Source organism: Fontimonas sp. FW305-C-3, from assembly GCF_058783185.1.
The window spans coordinates 1-18988 of the sequence record NZ_JBYSYK010000006.1; the positions used below are offsets into that span (position 1 = coordinate 1).

15 protein-coding genes are annotated in these 18988 nt (G+C 65.2%); 14 read left to right on the forward strand and 1 reads right to left on the reverse strand.

Going from position 1 to position 18988, the window contains the following annotated elements:
* Window positions 1-562: 562 nt before the first annotated feature.
* The gene (locus tag AC3WUF_RS20300) at window positions 563-886 is read right to left on the reverse strand and encodes a hypothetical protein (protein WP_492429092.1); all 324 of its coding nucleotides are present in this window, start codon (window positions 884-886) and stop codon (window positions 563-565) included.
* 196 nt (window positions 887-1082) lie between these two features.
* On the opposite strand from AC3WUF_RS20300, the gene AC3WUF_RS20305 reads away from it, so the two are divergent.
* The 14 genes from AC3WUF_RS20305 (at window position 1083) to AC3WUF_RS20370 (ending at window position 18938) form a co-directional block, all read left to right on the forward strand.
* Window positions 1083-1592, forward strand: a complete 510-nt coding sequence (locus AC3WUF_RS20305; RefSeq protein ID WP_492429094.1) for a DUF1993 domain-containing protein — start codon at window positions 1083-1085, stop codon at window positions 1590-1592.
* A 114-nt stretch (window positions 1593-1706) separates the two neighbouring features.
* Complete coding sequence (locus AC3WUF_RS20310) at window positions 1707-2732, forward strand: NADP-dependent oxidoreductase (protein ID WP_492429096.1); 1026 nt, start codon at window positions 1707-1709, stop codon at window positions 2730-2732.
* A 78-nt stretch (window positions 2733-2810) separates the two neighbouring features.
* Entirely contained in the window at window positions 2811-5564 is a 2754-nt protein-coding gene (locus tag AC3WUF_RS20315) for a winged helix-turn-helix domain-containing protein (protein ID WP_492429098.1), read from the forward strand.
* 100 nt (window positions 5565-5664) lie between these two features.
* Window positions 5665-7587 carry a hydantoinase/oxoprolinase family protein gene (locus AC3WUF_RS20320; protein WP_492429100.1) on the forward strand — a complete coding sequence of 641 codons (1923 nt, stop codon included), beginning with the start codon at window positions 5665-5667 and terminating at the stop codon, window positions 7585-7587.
* A 15-nt stretch (window positions 7588-7602) separates the two neighbouring features.
* Window positions 7603-8040 (forward strand): acetone carboxylase subunit gamma, encoded by a 438-nt coding sequence (locus AC3WUF_RS20325; RefSeq protein WP_492429102.1) that lies wholly within the window; start codon window positions 7603-7605, stop codon window positions 8038-8040.
* Window positions 8037-10169, forward strand: a complete 2133-nt coding sequence (locus AC3WUF_RS20330; RefSeq protein ID WP_492429104.1) for a hydantoinase/oxoprolinase family protein — start codon at window positions 8037-8039, stop codon at window positions 10167-10169. Before AC3WUF_RS20325 ends, AC3WUF_RS20330 begins: the two co-directional genes overlap by 4 nt.
* 202 nt (window positions 10170-10371) lie before the next feature.
* Window positions 10372-12621, forward strand: a complete 2250-nt coding sequence (locus tag AC3WUF_RS20335; protein WP_492429106.1) for a hydantoinase B/oxoprolinase family protein — start codon at window positions 10372-10374, stop codon at window positions 12619-12621.
* A gap of 26 nt (window positions 12622-12647) precedes the next feature.
* Window positions 12648-14672 carry an acetoacetate--CoA ligase gene (locus tag AC3WUF_RS20340; RefSeq protein ID WP_492429108.1) on the forward strand — a complete coding sequence of 675 codons (2025 nt, stop codon included), beginning with the start codon at window positions 12648-12650 and terminating at the stop codon, window positions 14670-14672.
* A gap of 4 nt (window positions 14673-14676) precedes the next feature.
* Window positions 14677-15666, forward strand: a complete 990-nt coding sequence (locus tag AC3WUF_RS20345) for a CobW family GTP-binding protein (protein WP_492429110.1) — start codon at window positions 14677-14679, stop codon at window positions 15664-15666.
* 96 nt (window positions 15667-15762) lie between these two features.
* The gene (locus AC3WUF_RS20350) at window positions 15763-16011 is read left to right on the forward strand and encodes a hypothetical protein (RefSeq protein ID WP_492429112.1); all 249 of its coding nucleotides are present in this window, start codon (window positions 15763-15765) and stop codon (window positions 16009-16011) included.
* Between the two features lie 94 nt (window positions 16012-16105).
* The gene (locus AC3WUF_RS20355) at window positions 16106-16477 is read left to right on the forward strand and encodes a hypothetical protein (protein WP_492429114.1); all 372 of its coding nucleotides are present in this window, start codon (window positions 16106-16108) and stop codon (window positions 16475-16477) included.
* Window positions 16478-16509: 32 nt separating this feature from the next.
* Complete coding sequence (locus AC3WUF_RS20360) at window positions 16510-16869, forward strand: cupin domain-containing protein (RefSeq protein WP_492429116.1); 360 nt, start codon at window positions 16510-16512, stop codon at window positions 16867-16869.
* A 282-nt stretch (window positions 16870-17151) separates the two neighbouring features.
* Window positions 17152-18705 carry a DUF4331 domain-containing protein gene (locus AC3WUF_RS20365; RefSeq protein WP_492429118.1) on the forward strand — a complete coding sequence of 518 codons (1554 nt, stop codon included), beginning with the start codon at window positions 17152-17154 and terminating at the stop codon, window positions 18703-18705.
* Window positions 18706-18716: 11 nt separating this feature from the next.
* The gene (locus tag AC3WUF_RS20370) at window positions 18717-18938 is read left to right on the forward strand and encodes a hypothetical protein (RefSeq protein WP_492429120.1); all 222 of its coding nucleotides are present in this window, start codon (window positions 18717-18719) and stop codon (window positions 18936-18938) included.
* Window positions 18939-18988: the final 50 nt, after the last annotated feature.

An 18988-nucleotide genomic window follows, 5' to 3' on the forward strand; every position in this document is an offset into this window, starting at 1 on the left:
ATTTACCATCCAGTTCGAAGACAGGATGCCTATCCGTTAACCCACCCGCCGTTTACACAAAAATCCGGACACGCTCTGTGCAGGCAAGTATCCAGTTTTCGAATCAACTTTCGAAACCTTCATTGAGCTGCAGCCCGAAAGGGTCAGCGCAAGGGTCGCGATTAGAACAATAGCCTTCATGATGGTTCTCTCAACTATCTAATGTGTTCGGCGAGCAGCCACATTGGCCCTGCCACTTGATTGCACTGCCGCGCAGAAAAAGCTGCGCTCATTCCTCTATTGAATATCTGGAACATCCGCTGACGCTGTCCAGAAAAGGGCGACGAACGGACGAGCCTTTAGCAGAAAGCATGCCTGTGTATTTCCATGCGCTACCGGCTTGCGGCTCGATCACATCCTGATCACGCCCTCGCTGGCCCGGCGATGCACGAACTGCCTCGTCACGACGAATCCGCGACGCCAGTGGCGTCCATCGGATCACGCGCCGGTGCTGGCGTATTTCGACTGATTCGCCGGACGCGATGACGGTGCCGTCATCGACGGCACCGCATCCGCATTTGGCTTAGAGGTTCGGCTGCATCCGGTCCCGTTTGGCGACCTTCAACTTGTCTGCGCCCTGCGCATACTGGCGAAGCACGACGCGCAGGCCCCAGGCGACCGCGACAGCGACGATGACCAGAACGGCCGTCTTCGCATCGAACATCGAGCCGGAAGCCTGGGCGGCTTCGGGCACCACATCCGCCAACGCGACATTCAAAGGCAGCAGAGATGCGGCGAACACACTCAGCGCGCGCTGCCGGAAGCCGGAAGGCAGAACGGTGTCGGGGGAGGCGGAACGATCTCGGCGCACGGGCAAACTCGCGGTGGGTGACTGTGGGCCGAGCATATGTCGGGCCTTTCCGGACCTTGAGGGGGCAGGAGCCGAACGCTGGCGAATGGCCGCCGAACGGTTGCGTCCCACCGGCAGGCGCCCCGATGCGGCCCACGCCCGGTCACACCAAAGCAGCCCCGGCGGTCTAATATCCCCCTCCGTCCGGCCAGGCTCATCGGCCTTTCCCCTGTCAAACCAGCCCAGGAACCTCATGACCCACGCAGAAATCGTCCGTCAGTTCGCCAGCCAGTTGCAGAACATCGCGAAGTGGCTGGACAAGGCGGAAAGCCACGCCAAGGCAAAGGAATTCGATGTCGATGTGCTCGCCGGCGCACGCCTCGCACCGGATGCGTTCTCGCTGGCCCAGCAGGTGCAGTCCACCTGCGACCAGGCGAAGTTCGCCGCAGCCTATCTGACCGGCGCCAAGGCACCGTCGCATCCGGACACCGAGAAGACCATCGCCGAACTGCGCCAGCGCATCGAGACCTGCATCGCCTATCTGGCGACCGTCGACGACAAGGATTTCGCCGGCTCGGAAGATCGCAAGGTCGCGCCGCCCTGGCTGGAGGGCAAATGGTTCCGCGGCAACGACTATGTCGTCGGCCTGGCCATCCCCAACTTCAACTTCCACCTGACGATGATCTACGCAATCCTGCGCCACAACGGCGTGGATCTCGGCAAGATGGATTTCATCGGCGGGCTGAAGATTCAGGACGCCTGAACGGCCGCCTGCCCGGGCCCGACGGGCAGGGCGCAAGGCCCCGCCCGATCGGGTGGGGTGCTTGCGGCCGCAGCTGCACGACACTCGGGGCATAACATACCGAGGAGATCACCGATGACCGCTACGCGCTGCTGGTACTTCAACCGCAAGCCTTCCCGCGACATCGAAGCCGACACGCTGCAGCTGCGCGAGGACAAGCTGCCGGCGCCCAAGGACGGCGAGTTCCTGTTGCGCTCGATCTATCTGTCGATGGACGCGACCAACCGCCTGTGGCTCGGCGACTGGGACCTGTACATGGATCCGATCCGCGAAGGCGAGCCGATGAAGGGCTTCGTCCTCGGTGAAGTGATGGACTCCCGGCATGCGGACTTCCCGCGAGGCACGCTGGTGGCCGGCCTCGCGCCCTGGTCGGAGTTCTCGATCAGCAACGGCGAAGGCTTCTCGATCGTGCCGCGCATTCCCGGATTGAAGCTGGCCGACGCCTTTGGCGTACTGGCCGTCGCCGGGCCGACCGCGCTGGTCGGCCTGCTGGAGATCGGCCAGCCGAAGCGCGGCGATACGGTGGTGGTGACGGCCGCGGCCGGCGCGGTCGGCATGCTGGTCGGCCAGATCGCGAAGATCCATGGATGCACGACGATCGGCATTGCCGGCGGCGCCGAGAAATGCGGCTGGCTCACGCAGGAGTTCGGCTACGACCACGCGATCGACTATAAGCGCGAGAACGTCGTCGAGCGGCTGCGCGAGCTGGCGCCGCAGGGCGTCGACGTGCATTTCGAGAACGTCGGCGGCGAGATGCTCGATGCCGGCCTCACCGTGATGAAGAACTTCGGCTCGGTCGTGATCTGCGGCCTGATCTCAACGTACAACAGCACCGCCAGCGACAAGATTCCGGGGCCTTACATGTTCCGCAACCTGATCATGCGTCGCCTGCGCGTCCAGGGTTTCGTGATCCTCGATTACGCCGACCGCTATCCGCAGTACCAGCAGCAACTCGCCGGCTGGATGCTCGAAGGAAAGCTTAACTATCGCCTCGACGTGACGCCGGGCATCGACAAGGCGGTCGATGCCCTGAAGATGCTTTACACCGGCGCCAACAAGGGCAAGGTGCTGGTGCAGATTGGCGCGGAGACGGCGTCCTAGGCATGGTCGGTGCCGCGGTCGCGGACATGACGGCACGCGATTGTTCCGACCTTTCTTAGCGTAGGCTTGACAGCACGAATGCCGCGAACCCGTCCGACCAGCGCGTCTCCATCCCGCAAGAAGACTGCGGCTGCCCGTCGCCCGGCGGCGGCCGAGGCCAGCGGCAGCGCCTACGCGATCATTCGCCACCGTCTGCTGGAGCGATTGTCGGCGGAGCCGCGACCGCGACTGATCGTCGTGCAGGGGCCCGCCGGCTACGGCAAGACCTCGCTGCTGCGGCAGCATTGCGAGCGGCGCGCGGCGCTGGGCGAGCGAGTCGCCTGGGTGCGGATGGATTCGGAATCGGGCGATGCCGCGCATTTCCTGCGCCTGCTGCGCGATGCCGTGGACGGCCTGCAACCCGGCCCAGCGCAGGGTGCCGCCAAATCCGCACGCCAGCGGGCGACGTCTCTTCAGGATCTGTTGCGGCGCCTGGCGCGCATCCGCGAGCCGGTGGTGCTGGTGGTGGACAATTTCGAGACCGCCGCTTCCGCGCACTTCGAGTCCGTGTTCGCGCAGGTCGTCCGCAGCCTGCCGGTGTCGGTGCAGCTTTGCGTGGGCACCCGCGTGCTGCCCACCGCGCGCCTCGCGCGTCTGCAGATCCGCGACGGCACGGTCGTGGTGGCGAACGAGGAGCTGTGCTTCCGCCCGACGGAGACGCTGGAGTTCTTTCGCGAGTTCGGCGATCTGCGTCCCGCCGAAGTCGCGGAGATTCATGCCCGCACCGACGGCTGGCCGGCGGCCCTGCAGGCGTATCGCCTGTGCCTGCGGCGCGGTTCGCGCTCGCGCGTGGAGGCCTACGCAGGCAGGGGCGTCACCCGGGAGCTGATCGACTTTCTCGCCGCCGAGATGTTCGAGAACCTCGCGCCGGAACTGCAGACGCGGCTGCTTGAACTCGCGGTGCCGGAGAAACTGTCGGCGGCGCTCGCGGAGCACATCACCGGCGAATCGAAGGGTGCGCAGGATCTGGCCGAGATCGAACGCGCGGGCCTGTTCCTCGCGCAGGTCGACCTCGAAGGCACCTGGCTGCGTTTCCACAACCTGTTCCGCCAGTTCCTTCTCGGGCGCGCCGCCGAGACCTGGTCCGCGCAGGCGCTGGCGCGTCGCCACAAGCGCATCGCGCAGTGGTACGAGGCCAATGGCCTGATCGAGGAAGCCATCGGCCATCTGCTCGATGCGGGCGATGCCGCGCGCGCCGCGCAACTGTTTGCCGGCATCGTCGAATCCCTGGTTGCCCAGGAGCGGCTCGGCCTGATCGAACGGCACGTCGACCGGCTTGGCATCGAGGCCGTGCTGCGCCATGACTCGCTGGTGCATGCGGCGGTCGTCGCCTACGGTTTCCGCCGCTCGTTCGACAAAGCCGAACGCCTGCTGGAGAGTCATCGTGCGCGCCTCAAGTCGCGCAAGGCCGCACCCGGTGCACGTGATCTGCATCAGGTATCGCGTCTGTTCGTGCTGGCGGCGCGCGATCGCGTCGAGCAGATGGGCACCGAAGCGCTGGAGACGGCGGAACTGCTGCAGGATCGCGGCGGCGCCTTGTATGGCGTGACGCTCAATGCGCGGGCGATGTATGAAGTCGGTCGCGGCGCGTTCGACGAGGCACGTGCGCTGATGGTGCGCGCAAGACCCTTGCACGATCGCGACCATCACGCGTTTGGCCAGGCCTATCAGGACGCGATCACCAGCATGACGCTGACCGCGCAGGGCCGCATCGACGATGCCCAGCGTGGCCTGTGCGCGGCGCTGCGGCGCACCGAGGAGCAGTCCGCGGGCAGTGCTTCGGCAGGTGCGGTGGTGGCCGCCTATCTGGCCAGCGCCGCCTACGAACAGAACGACATCGCCCAGGCGGAACGGCTGATTCTCGACTACGGCCAGCTGGCCGAGCAGCAGGCGATCGTCGATGCGGCGGCGACGATCGGCATCACCGGCGCGCGCATTGCGCAGCTGCGCGGCCGGCGCGGTGAGGCCGAGGAAATTCTCGAGCGGCTGGTCTATCTCGGCTACCGTCACGATCTGCAACGCCTGGTGATCTACGCGCATGCCGAGCTCGCAAGGCAGGCGACCCTGGATGGCGCGCTGGACACCGCCGAGCGCTGGCTGCGCGAGCTGCCGGCCGCATACCGCGATGCCGAATCATCCGACCTGATGTTCCAGGCCGGCGAGGACGAAGCCTGCGGCGTGACCTATGCGCGTCTGCAGATCGCGGCCGGCCGCTACGCCGCCGTGCGGCCCTGGCTCGCCGTCGAGATCCGTCGCGCGGTCGCCACCCGCCGGCGGCGGCGCGAACTGAAGCTGCGCCTGCTCGACGCCCGTGGCCTGCACGACGCCGGCAAGGCCAACGTTGCCGGTCGCGCGCTGCTCGAGGCGCTGCAGATCGGCGCCTCCGGCGGTTTCCTGCGCAGCCTGCTCGACGAGGGCGCGCCGATACTCGCACTGCTCAAGCAGCTGTGGACGCAGCAACGCGGACCGAATCGCGAACTGCAACCCGATGCGGTGATGGCCTATCTGGAACGCCTGCTCGCGGCGAGCGGCGATGCCGAAGTCCGGCCGATGCCGAAGACGGCGGACACGGCGACGCCCAGCGGCCCGAGCCTGATCGAAGCGCTCACCGAAGGCGAACGAAAGCTGATGTACTTCCTCGCCGCGGGATTTTCCAACCGGCAGCTCGCCGACCGTCTCTCGGTTTCGGTCAACACCATCAAGTGGCACTTGAAGAATATCTTCGAGAAGCTGCGCATCCAGAACCGCGTGCAGGCCATCGCGTTCGCGCGGCGCTTCGGGCTGATCGAGTAGAAGATCGCGAACACCACCGGCCGCGGCCCGTAGTTTAGGGTGGGGTCGTTTCCCGCGGACCCGCATACCTTGCTCCCATCAAGAAAGAGAGGAGAAGGTGGTGGGCAAGCTCATCAACATCGACAATGGCGGCACGCTCACAGACATCTGCGTGCTCGAGGGATCGCGGGTCTGGCGCACCAAGACGCTGACGACGCCGTTTGATCTGTCGCGCTGCTTCATCGACGGACTGACCCGCGCATCGAAGGCGATCTACGGCAGCGACGATCTGGTGGCGCTGCTGGCGTCCACCGATCACATCCGGTACTCGACGACGCAGGGCACCAACGCGCTGGTCGAGCGCAAGGGCCAGCGGCTGGGCCTGCTGCTCACCGGCAGCCTGAGCCGCGAGGCCTTGCGCGGCGCCGAGAACGCCGGCGAACTGTTCGACGCGCTGGTGGACACCCGCTGCGCCACGCTCGATCTGTCGCTGGACGGTGCCGCGCTGGAGCACGCCGCGGTGCGCGCGATCAATGCGCTGGCGTCCTCGGGCGCCAACCGGGTTGTGGTCGCGCATGGCGGCAGCGATCGCCTGCTTCAGGAAACCCGGCTCAAGAAAGTCTTCCTGCGCAAGTTCCCGCAGCACCTGCTCGGTGCGATTCCGCTGCTGTACTCGCATGAAGTGGCGCAGGACGAGGACGACGTGCGCCGCACCTGGACAGCGCTGTTCAACGCCTTCCTGCACCCGGCGATGGAGCGCTTCCTCTACAACGCCGAGCACAAGCTGCGCGCCGCCAAGGTGCGCAATCCGCTGCTGATCTTCCGCAATGACGGCCAGTCGGCGCGGGTCGCCAAGACCATCGCGCTGAAGACCTACAGCTCTGGTCCGCGCGGCGGCATGGAAGGCACCCGCGTGCTGGCGCAGCACTACGGCTTCGAGCATCTGGTGTCGATCGACATCGGCGGCACGACGACCGACATCGGCGAGGTGCGCAACGGCAGCGTGCGCGAGGATCGCCGCGGTCGCGTGGAGAACGTCGAGGTGTCGTTCCCGCTGTGCAACGTCGTCAGTGTCGGCGTTGGCGGCAGCTCGATCATCAGGAGCCGAGACGGCAAGACCGTCGATGTCGGCCCGCAGAGCGTCGGCGGCGCGCCTGGCCCGGCCTGCTTCGGCCTGGGCGGCACCGAAGCGACGATCACCGATGCATTCGTGGTCAGCGGCTTGCTGGACCCGGCGACCTTCTTCGGCGGCGAGATGCGCCTCGATGCCGATCGTGCGCGCGCCGCGGTCGCGCAGGCGGTCGGCACGCCGCTGGGCCTGAACGAAGCGCTGGCGGCCGAGCGCATGGAAGCGGCCTGGGTGCAGAAGGTGGCCGACAGCATCCATGCCTTCACCAAGGTCACCGAGCAGACCACGCTCGCGGCGTTCGGCGGCGCGGGGCCGTTCGTCGTCTGCCGCGTCGCCGAGGTCGCCGGTATATCTCGCGTGCTGATTCCGGGACTGGCCGCGGTGTTCTCTGCTTTCGGCCTGGGCTTTTCCGACATCGCGCACGAGTACGAGTCGCCGCTGGAGAAGCCGAAGGATCTGCCCGCCTGCCTTGAAGCGCTGATGCAGCGCGCACGTCGCGGCATCCATGCTGAAGGATTTTCGCTGGCGGACTGCGAGCTCGAACGCCGGTTGTTGATCAGTGCCGCGGGTCGCGACGAATCGCTGCCGCTGCCCGACATCTTGCCGGCGTTCAAGGCGGGCGAACGCTATTCGGTGTCGCTCAAGGCGCGCAAGCCGATTGCGCAGCCGAGCCTGAGCGGTCGCTTCGGCGTCGCCGGTGTCGCGGCGTCTTCGACGGCCCAGCGCCGTGTGGTGATGGCGGGCCAGCCACGCGAGCTGCCGCTGTATCGGGTGGAGGATCAGCCGGCCGGCGCTCGCGCCGTGGGTCCGGCAGTGCTCGAGGAAGCCTTCTTCACCTGCCGTATCGATGCTGCCTGGCAGTTTGAATTCAACGACGCCGGCGACGTGCTGCTGAGCCGTATCGCCAAGGCCTGAGGAGAGAAGATCGCCATGAAGAAAGTGCTGATCACCGAGAACCTGCGCATCGATCTCGACAGCGAGCAATGGGAGTGCCGTGCCTGCGACGCCGAGCTGATTTCGGCGCGCGACAACTACAAGCGCGGCCTGCTCGTGTACAACCGCGATCCACGCGAGATCCACAAGGCGCTGCTCGATCCGGGCAAGTACAAGCTGACGTACGCGCCGAACCCGGATTGGTGCCGGATTCTCGAGTACTACTGCCCCAGGTGCGGCGCGATGATCGAGACCGAGTATCTGCCGCCGGGCCATCCGCCGGTACGCGACATCGAGCTCGACATCGACGCGCTCAAGCTGCAATGGAAGGATCGTCCGCAGGTCAGCGAGGCGCCGGTCGGCAAGGAGGCGCCACGGCCGCCGGCGCATGGCGGCCAGCCCGCGGCACGGATGTTCAACGGAGAAGGCGCATGAAGCGCGTTTCCGTCGACATCGGCGGCACCTTCACCGACTGCTTCGTCGCCTGGGGCGAACGCTACATCGAGTCCAAGGCGCTGACCACGCACCAGAACCTGGCGCTCGGCTTCAACGAGGCATTGAAGAGCGCCTGCCGCGAACTGGACATTAGCGAACGCGAGCTGCTCTCGGAAGTCGACTCGGTTCGCTATGCGACGACGCTGGGCACCAATGCGTTGATCGAGCGCAAGGGTCCGCGGCTCGGCCTGCTGACGACGGACGGCTTCCGCTCCTCGGTGCCGCTGACCAGGGCCAAGGGCTATGGCACCGGCCTGCCGCACAAGCAGCAGATGGACGTGCCGAATGCGCAGCGGCCCGATCCCATCGTGCCGATCCCGATGATCCTCGAGGTGCGCGAGCGCGTGGACTACGCCGGCGATGTGGTGATGGCGCTGGACGAAGAGCAGCTGCGCGACCAGTTGCGCGAGCTGGTGGATCTGGGTGCCGAAGCGATCGTCGTCGTGCTCGCCAACTCGGTGGTCAATCCGGTGCACGAGCTGCGTATCCGCGAAATCTTCCTCGAGGAATATCCGGGGCACATGCTCGGGGCCATTCCGATGCTGCTGTCGCATCAGGTCGCCGGCCGCAAGGGCGAGTACGTGCGCGCCATGTCGACGATCATCGACGGCTTCCTGCATCAGGTCATGTACCACGGCCTCGGCACGCTGGAGCTGAACCTGCGCACCGCCGGCTACGACAAGCCGATGCTGTGCAACCACAACAGCGGCGGCATGGCGCAGTTGAACTCGACCGACGCGCTGCAGACGGTGCACTCGGGGCCGGTGTCGGGCATCGCCGCCAGCGAACATCTGGCGATGCAGACCGAGCTGGGCAACATTGTCGCGACCGACATGGGCGGTACCAGTTTCGACATCGGCATCGTCGTCGAGGGCGGCGTCAAGCATTACGACTTCAATCCGGTCATCGAGCGCTGGATGGTCAGCGTGCCGATGGTGCATCTGGTGACGCTCGGTGCCGGCGGCGGCTCGATCTGCAAGTACGACCGCATGTTCCAGACCGTGCAGGTGGGCCCCGAATCCGCCGGCTCCGATCCCGGGCCGGCCTGCTACGACCGTGGCGGCATGAAGCCGACCGTGACCGACGCCGACCTGATGCTCGGCTATCTCGATCCGGCGAACTACGCCGGCGGCCGCATCAAGATCAATCCGCGCCGCTCCAAGCAGGCGATCGAGGAACACCTGGCCGACGATCTCGACCTCAGCGTCGTCGACTGCGCCAAGCTGATCAAGCGTACGGTCGACGCCAACATGGCCAACGGCATCGCACGCGAACTGCGCACGCGTGGCTACGAGCCGGAGAACTTCACGACCCTGGCCTATGGCGGCAACGGTCCGCTGCACGCCTGCGGCATCGCCCGCGCGCTGGGCGTGAAGACGATCCTCGCACCGCCGTACGCCTCGGTGTTCTCGGCCTGCGGCGCCGGCAACATGAACCAGCTGCACATCCACGAGATGAGTACCTGGACGCCCTTGTTCGACGCCAATCGCCAGGCGTTCTTCAGCGACTACGAACGCTTCAACGCCATTGTCGAACAGCTCGAAGCCCGCGGCCGCGACGATCTGCTGCGCCAGGGTTTCGAGCCGGAGGAAGTCCGCTACCGGCTCGAACTGGACATGCGCTACGGCAACCAGCGCGTCGAGACCGCGGTGGTGACCGACCTCAATCGCGTGACCGCGCCGGAACATGTGCTGAAGCTGATCGACCAGTTCCATGCGCGCTATGGCGAGCGTTTCGGCAAGGGTAGCCAGACACCGGAAGCGGGCGTGCGCATCAACACGATCCGCGTGTGCTCGTACATCGCCCACCCGGGCATCCAGTTCCGCAACATCCGGCCGCCCAAGAAGACCCTGCCGCCACCGGCGGCGGTCGGCTCGCGCGACTGTCATTTCGTCGGTCACGAAGGCGCGATGAAGACCGCGCTCTATGACGAGGCGGCGCTGGAGCCCGGTACGCAGATTGACGGCCCCGCGATCGTGGTCACGCGGGCGACGACCTATCTGGTCGAGCCGGGCTGGCGCTATCAGGCGGCGGATCAGAACGCGGTGTGGTTCACGCGCATCGAGTAGGGCCTGTTAACGCTATTCGGATCGCCGCGGCGGAGACCGTTTTGCCGCAGCGCGAGGAACGAGGAAGGAGATGTACTCGATGTACATGACTGACGAGAGACGTGGCGATGCGGCAAAACGGTCCCGCCCCTCCGGGGGCACCGCGACGACCCGAATAGCGTTAACAGGCCCTAGCCCCGTCGACCAGAACAAGGAGATTCCAATGAACGAACCGACGACCCCAGAGCAGCAGGCGATGCTGGATCGCTTCCTGCGGCAAAACAAGCTGTTCTACGCGCCCGATCCGGCGATCATGGAGAACCATCGCATCGAGCCGCGCAGCGAGATCGAGGAGCGCTTGCTGTCCGGGAACGTCGATCCGCACAAGATCAACGAGGTGCGCGGTCTGATCGTCGCGGCGCTCGACGAGTCCAACACCATGATCGAGCAGATGGGCGCGGCGCCCGGCGCGAAGTGGGGCGACATGACGACCGGCATCTTCACCGCCGGCGGCGATCTGTCGATGATCGCGCCGCACGGCGTCGGCGGCTTCGCCGCGGCGGTGTTCTATCCGATCAAGTTCATCAACAAGTACTGGGTCGATGAGCCGACGGTGGGCGTGCGCGAGGGCGATGGCTTCATCCACAACGATGCGCGTTACGGAGGCATCCACAACACCGACCAGTCGATGATGATGCCGGTGTTCTGGAACGGCAAGCTGGTCTGCTGGCTGTCGGCGACGATTCATGAAGGCGAGAACGGCGCGACCGAGCCGGGCGGCATGCCGGCCGCGGCGGAGAGCAAGTTCGACGAAGGCCTGAAGATGTCGCCGTTCAAGGTTGTCGAGAACTTCGAGCTCAAGCGCGATCTCGTGACCTTCTTGCAGAACTCGGTGCGCGATCCCAAGCTGCAGCTGGAGGACATGAAGGTGCGCCTGCATTCGGTGCTGCGCCTGCGCGAGCGCGTGATGAAGGTGCTCGAGGAGCACGGCGAGGAAGCGCTGATCATCACGCTGCGAAAGCACATCGAGGACGTGGTCGTCGAGGTGCACCGCCGCATCAGCGAGCTGCCGGACGGCACCACGCGCACGATGTCCTTCGCCGACTCGACGCTGCGCGAGAACGTGATGCTCAAGCTCAACATGGCGATCACGGTCAAGGGCGATCGCATGCTGGTCGACATGCGCGGCTCGTCGCCGGAGCTGCTGAACCGTTCGATCAATGCCTGCCAGGCCTCGTTCAAGACCATGCTGTTCAGCGGCTACATGCAGAACATCTGGCCGGACCTGCCGTTCACGATGGCGGTGTTCACGCCGTTCGATTTCATCTTCGACGAGAAGTCGATCATCAACGGCTCGTTCGACACGCCGCAGGCGATGAGCCTGATTCCGCTGTTCAAGACCATGACCATCGCCAGTATCCCGATGGCAAAGTTCAACTACAGCCTGCCGCACCGTTACACCGCGATGGTCGCGCCGCAGTACGATCAGCCGGCATCGCTGATCTACGGCGGCCTGACCCAGCATGCCGAGTACGTCGGCAACTTCTGTGCCGACATCAACGGCATGGGGCAGGGCGGCCGCAGCCATCGCGACGGCGAGCACTCGGTGTCGCCGCCGTTCGCCGCGCACTGCGACCTCGGCGAGATCGAGCTGATGGAGGAGGACCTGCCGCTGGTGCGCCTCGGTGCGTTCACGCTGGCGAAGGATCGGGTCGGCTTCGGCAAGCAGCGCTCGGGTCTCGGCTACGAACAGATCCACACCTTCCGCGGATCGGCGCTGTGGGGTTTCATGACCGGCTGCTCGGGCTCGCTGTTTCCTTCCGCACTGCCGCTGTTCGGCGGCTATTCGTCGCCGACGTACCCGCTGTGCAAGGTGAAGGGCATCGATGTTTTCAAGGAACTGCAGAACAACCCGGAAAAGGTGCCGTTCGACATCGTCCGGCTGATGAACGAGCAATCCATCGAAGGCGCCGCCTACTCGACGCACGACATGGGCATGACCTTCGAACTCGCCGCGCCCGGCGAGCTGTACATGATGTGCCAGGGTGCCGGCGGCGGTTACGGCGACGTGCTGCAGCGCGAGCCCGAACGGGTGATGAAGGATCTGGAAGAAAGCCTGATCTCCGACAACACCGCGCGCGAGATCTTCAAGGTCGCCTATGACCCCGCCACGCGCCTGGTCGACGAGACCGGCACCCAGGCGCTGCGCAAGGAGGAACGCGCGGCGCGTCTGGCTCGCGGCGTTCCTTACGACGAGTTCGTGAAGTCCTGGAATACACCCGAGCCGCCAGCGGAGCTGCCGTACATGGGTTGCTGGGGCGAGGATGTGTCCAGCGTGTACGGGATCATGATGGGACAGCGCGTGAAAATGGACGGCAAGGCGCTGCAGAGCCAGTTCATGCTCAATCCCAAGGATCTGCGCATTGCCCAGCTCGAAGCCGAAGTGGCGGCGCTCAAGCGCGCGGCCCGCTGACAGCCCGGCGATCTGGGAGCAATCGGATGGCAGTGACCGAAGGTGAACGGCTGTGGTCTCCGCGCCCCGAGTTCGCGGCGCGCTCGCAGCTCGCGCAGTTCATGCGCTGGTTGCGGCAACAGCGTGGGATGAATGTCGATGACTACGAGACGCTGCGCCGCTGGTCGGTGAACGACGTCGAGGGGTTCTGGGCCGCGCTGTGGGATTACTTCGAGATTCAGTCCGACAGCCCGCCGACCCGGGTGCTCGACGCCGACGGCATGTTCGGCGCGCAGTGGTTTCCCGGCACGCGCGTCAACTACGCCGAGCACCTGCTGCGTTACGAAGCGAAGGCAGCGCCCGGCGAGACCGCGATCCATCACCTGACCGAGAACCGTCCACTGAGCAGGATGAGCTGGCAGGAACTCGGACGACAGGTCCGCGTGCTGGCAAGCCAGTTGCGCGCCATGGGCATCCAGCCGGGCGATCGCATCGTGGCCTACATGCCCAACGTTCCGGAAACCACGGTGGCGATGATCGCGAGCATCGCGGTGGGCGCGGTGTGGTCGTCGACTGCGCCGGAGTTCGGCACCCGCACGGTGGTCGACCGCTTTGCGCAGATCGAGCCGCGGCTGATCTTCGTCAGCGACGGCTATCGCTTTGGCGGACGCGACTTCGAGCGCGGCGACGAGGTGCGGCAGATCGTCTCCAGCCTGCCGACGCTCGATCACGTCGTCTGGCTGCCGTACCTCGGCACCCAGGCGGCGCCCGTTGCGGGCGCCCTGAGCTGGAGCGAGATGCTCTCCGGCCCGGACATCCCGCGCGACAGCTTCCGCTACGAACGCGTCGACAACCGGCATCCGCTGTGGGTGATGTTTTCGTCCGGCACCACGGGCTTGCCGAAGGCGATCACGCACAACCACACCGGTCAGCTGATCGAGCATCTCAAGCTCAGCTGCTTTCATTTCAACCTCGCGCCTGGCGGAGTGATGTTCTTTCACAGCACGACCGGCTGGGCGATGTACAAGCTGCTGGTCGCGAGCCTGCTCAGCGGCGCGGCCATCGTCCAGTACGACGGCAGCCCGGTGCATCCGGGCCTGGACTTCCTCTGGTCGCTTGCCGCCGCTACGCGGGCGACGAACTTCGGCGCCAGCCCGACGTTCGTGCAGATGATGGAGAAGGCCGGCCTGCGGCCACGCGATCACTTCGACCTGTCCGCGCTGGAAGCCGTTCTGGTCGCCGGTGCGCCGAGCACGCCCGAGACCTTCCAGTGGTTCTACGACAACGTGAAGGAAGATCTCTGGGTCACCTCGCAGTCCGGCGGCACCGAGGTCGGCAGCGCGTTTGTCGGTGCGTCGCCGACCTTGCCGGTCCATGCCGGCGAGATCCAGTGCCGCTGCCTGGGCATGGACATCGAATCCTGGAGCGACGACGGCCAGCCGTTGACCGACGAGGTGGGCGAGATGGTCTGCCTCAAGCCGTTTCCGTCGATGCCGATCCGCTTCTGGAACGACCCCGGCGACCGGCGCTACCACGAGGCTTACTTCGAACACTTTGCCGGGGTCTGGCGCCATGGAGACTTCATCAAGATCAACGAGCGCGGCGGCTGTTACATCTACGGACGCAGCGACTCCACGCTGAACCGCTTCGGCGTGCGCATCGGCGCCGCCGAGGTTTACCGCGCGGTCGAGCAGTTGGATGAAGTGGCCGACAGTCTCGTGGTCTGTTGCGAGCTGGACGGCGGCAAGTTCTTCATGCCGCTGTTCCTCAGGCTCAAGCCCGATGTGAATCTGGACGAGGCCCTGATCGCGAGAGTCGCCGCCAAGCTGCGTCTCGATTGCAGCCCGCGCCACGTGCCGGACCGGATATACGCGGTTGCGCAAATTCCTTACACCCTGACCGGCAAGAAGATGGAAGTGCCGGTGCGCAAGCTGTTGATGGGCTGGCCGCTGGAAAAAGCCGCGAGCCGCGATGCGATGATGAATCCGGCGAGCCTGGACTGGTTCGTCGAGTTCGTCGCCAGCACCGGCGACTATGTCCGGCCCGTGGCGCCACCAGTGAAGGGCGGCTGATGCCGTGCTGAATCCGCTCGACCGGTATTCCGAGATCCAGCGCGCCAGCGGCGTCAGCAAACTGCCGATCACGCTGATCGGCGGATTCCTCGGCGCCGGCAAGACCACCCTGCTGAACAGCCTGCTGCTGCAAGGCGAGGGCAGGCGCCTCGCCGTGCTGGTCAACGACTTCGGCGAGCTGAACATCGATGCCCGGCTGATCGTGAAGGTCGAGGGCCAGCGGATGGAACTCGCCAACGGCTGCATCTGCTGCTCGATCCGCGACGATCTGGTGGCCGGCGTCGAAAGCCTGCTGGCCATCGAGCCCGCGCCGGAGCAGTTGCTGATCGAGACCAGCGGCGTGTCGGATCCGATCAACATCCTGTGCACGCTCAACCAGTCCAGGCTGCGCCGCCGCGTCTTCCTCGAGAACGTCGTCACGGTGGTCGATGCAATGCACGCACTCGACGCTCGCGGCAGCGAGTACGCCGAGTTGTTCCAGCGGCAGGTTCGCGGCGCCTTCATGACCGTGCTCAATCGAGTCGGCATCGCCGGGCCCGAGCGGGTGCAAAAGGTGCGCGAATTCATCACCGAGCTGTTGCCTGCCGCCGCGATCATCGAGTCCGACGATGGCAGCGTGCCGCTGGCACTGCTGCTCGGCGATGCGCGAGTCGGCCAGTCGGCATTTCGCCCGACGCCTGTCATGGATGCTCGCTCGCATCCGTTCGCGAGCATGGTCTGGCGCAGCGACAGGCCGCTGGGCCGGACCGAGTTCCTGCAGGCGATGAAGTCGTTGGCGAACACGGTGTACCGCGCCAAGGGCTTCGTGAACCTGCGGAATTATCCGCTGGCCACGCTGTACCAGAAGGTCGGCAGCCAGGAATCCTGCATCGACGCCGGTGCCTGGGGCGGCTCCACGCCGCGCTCGGAACTGGTGCTGATCGGCCCCGAGTCGCGCTTCGATCGGCAACACATCGGCCGCGTGCTGGACACCTGCGTCAGCGGCCGCGCTTGAGGCGGCGAACGCCACGTCAGCGAGCCGATCACGTTCAGCGAAAAGTCAGTCGCGCTGCAGCATTTTGATCCCATCGTTGAAGCGGATCTTTATCAAATGCCGGTGGCGCTCGATGCCGTTCAGTGGATCGCCATGGCAGTGACGCTGGTCGCGGCCTGGCTGGTCGCGTCACGGCGTCCGCGGCGACGAAAGTTGGGATTCTGGACTTACCTGTTGAGCAATGTTCTGTGGACGATCTGGGGCTGGAATGCCCAGGCCTACGCGCTCATCGTTCTGCAGATCGGCTTGGCGGCCCTGAATCTGCGGGGTGTCGACAAGAACGAGCAGGGGTCCAAGGCTCACTGAAGAATGAACGCTTAGGGGTTGGTTTTGCTCGGTTTCAACCGGCGCCACTGGTCAGTGGAAGGCACTCATGAACACTCAGGGAAGAGCAATGCACATGGACATTCAGAGGCTCGCCTCGGCGTATGCCGATGCCGTACTGGACTATCTTGAAATCGGCGTCACGCAGGGCGTGATCTGCAAGGACGGCCTGTACGTCCTTGCCGGGCGCCGCGAGTGCGCGACGCGGCCGCATCTGTGGATCGACAAGAACTGGCAGACGCTGGTTCCCGGGCTCACCGCACCGACCGATCCCTGCCATGCGGAATTCGACGAGTGCCTGTTGCGCCGGCAGATCATCGGCAACCTCGCCATCAGCAAGGGTACCCTGGGTTTCGATCTGGTCACCGACCTGTCGGAGGCCGGGACGGAAGCCAGCCCGGTTTTGGCCAGGCGCCGGCAGTTCGGTATCACCGCGCAGGCTGCATAGACCTGCCGCGACGACATCGCCGGTTCGGGCCCATGAAGAAGAAGACCCTGCGCTTCGGAAAAGGCTATCGAATCGCCGCGGAAGTCCGCAAAGCCCAGGCCGCCGAAATGGTGCTTGCGCCCGGCGAGTCCGAGGGCGATGCGGACAACTACCATCGCGCGGCCGATCAATGGCTGTACGTGGTCGGCGGCACCGGCGTTGCCATCGTTGCCGGCAAGAAGACGGCGTTGAAGTCCGGTGTGCTGATCGTCATCGAGCGGCGCGAGAAGCACGAGATTCGCAACACCGGAAGGACGCTGCTGAAAACCTTGAATTTCTACTCGCCCCCGGCGTTCAGCAAGGGTGGAAATGCCAAGGGGCCGGGCAGAAAGTTTGCGACGGCCAAAAACTGACGGTCGCTTGCAGTTGCGCGCGACTCGTCCGCAACCCCGCAACGATGTGATCGACAGCGACGCGCAGGGCGATGATTGCCGAGCCGGAACGTTGATCCTCGTGATGGTCGCCGCAAGATGACAGCCCCGACTTTCGAGGCTCGTGAATCCAGTTTCCGGCAAACCGCGTAAACCTCCCCAGAGAACGAGTTCTAACCGATTCGATCCCTCACATGCCGTCGCCGCTGGCACGGTTCAGAACGTCGGCTCCGTCATCGCACGGGGCACCAGGGGAGTTGCGAAATGATCTTCAGAAAATGTCTGATCTCGGCCGTGTGCGCGATGGCAGCGATCGCGGGTACTTCCGCCCAGGCGTCCAGCCATCGCGAGGCCCCGTTCATTGCCGGCAGTCCCAAGGTCGATGGCACTGATTTCTACATGTTCCGCAGCTACGAGTCGGGACGCAGCGATTTCGTCACGCTGATTGCCAACTATCAGCCATTGCAGGACGCCTACGGTGGTCCGAACTACTTCACGATGGATCCGGACGCGCTCTATGAGATCCATGTCGATAACACGGGCGACTCGCGCGAGGATCTGACCTTCCAGTTCCGCTTCCGGAACCAGTATGGGCAGGCCAGCATTCCGTCACTCAACGTCAGCGGCGGCAAGGTTCCCGTCAGCGGCGGTCCCGAAGGTGGCGTTGAAGTCCCGCTGGTCAACATCGGCGGTGGAAGCGGCTCGAGCACCGGAGCGCTGAACGTCGTGGAAACCTATTCGGTCAAGGTCGTGCGCGGCAACCGCCGCAGCGGTGTCGCCAGCGACGTCAGCAATGCCAGCGGTGGCTCGACGACGTTCACGAAGCCGGTCGACAACATCGGAACCAAGTCGATTCCCAACTATGCCGGCTATGCCAACGCCTTCACCTACAACATCAATATTCCTGGCTGTGCGGGGACGGCGCGCATGTTCGTTGGCCAGCGCCGCGAAGGTTTCGTCGTCAACCTCGGACAGGTATTCGATCAGATCAACCTGAATCCACTGGGTGCGCGCAACTCGGCGAGCAATATCATCGGCAACAAGAACGTCACTTCGCTCGCGCTGGAAGTCCCGGCGTCGTGCCTGACCAATGGCAGCGATCCGGTCATCGGTGCGTGGACGACGGCGAGTGTTCGCCAGGCGCGTCTCGTCAATCCGGTGCCGGTAGGTCCGGTGGCGGATGCCAGCGGGCAGGGGCCAGTCAAGAACGGTGGAGCCTGGACGCAGGTCTCGCGCCTCGGCAGCCCGTTGGTGAACGAAGTCGTGATCGGCATCACCGACAAGGACAAGTTCAATGCCAGCGAGCCGGCGGACGACGTTGCCAGCTTCGGTACCTACGTGCAGTTCCCGACGCTGCCGGTGCTGGTGAACGTGCTCTTCGGCGTGGAACCGCCGGCAACGCCGCGCGCCGACCTGCTCGCCGCTTTCGTCACGGGCATCACGACGCCGGTCAACGGCCAGTCGTTCAAGTTCACCGCGCCGGCTAATCTGACGACGCCCGGCGAGATGCTGCGACTCAACACCGCTGTCGGCATCACCGCCGCCGCTGCGCAGAACGATCTTGGCTTCCTCGGCTGTGATCTGGGCGGTTTCCCGAACGGTCGCCGGCCGATCGACGACGTTGTCGATATCGCGCTGACGGTTGCCGAAGGTGCGCTGACCGGCACCAACAACCTGCAGACCTGCAACGTCGCCGGTGCAACGCCCGCGGTGCAGAATGCCGGCGCGGTCGTCAACGATGGCGCGCGCCCCAATCCCGCGGACTATCTGACGGTGTTCCCGTACCTGAACACGCCGCTGGCCGGCGCACGCTCGTAGGAGAGGACGCCATGAAAAACAATGAACGGCTATTGCTGCTGATCGCGGCGGCGACCCTGCTTGCGGCTTGCAACAGCGGGGATCGCAACGGGTCTGCGTTGACGACAACGCAGATCGCGTCCGACGAGATCGTCAGCAACACCAACGACGGCGCCGCGCCGATCCTGCTCAACGATCTGCCGATCTCGGATACAGACACGGACGAGACTTCGTTGCCGATTCCGCTGATCTGAAGCCAGGTCCAGGCAGCCATATAGAGCGCGTATGCGTACCTCCAGCCCCC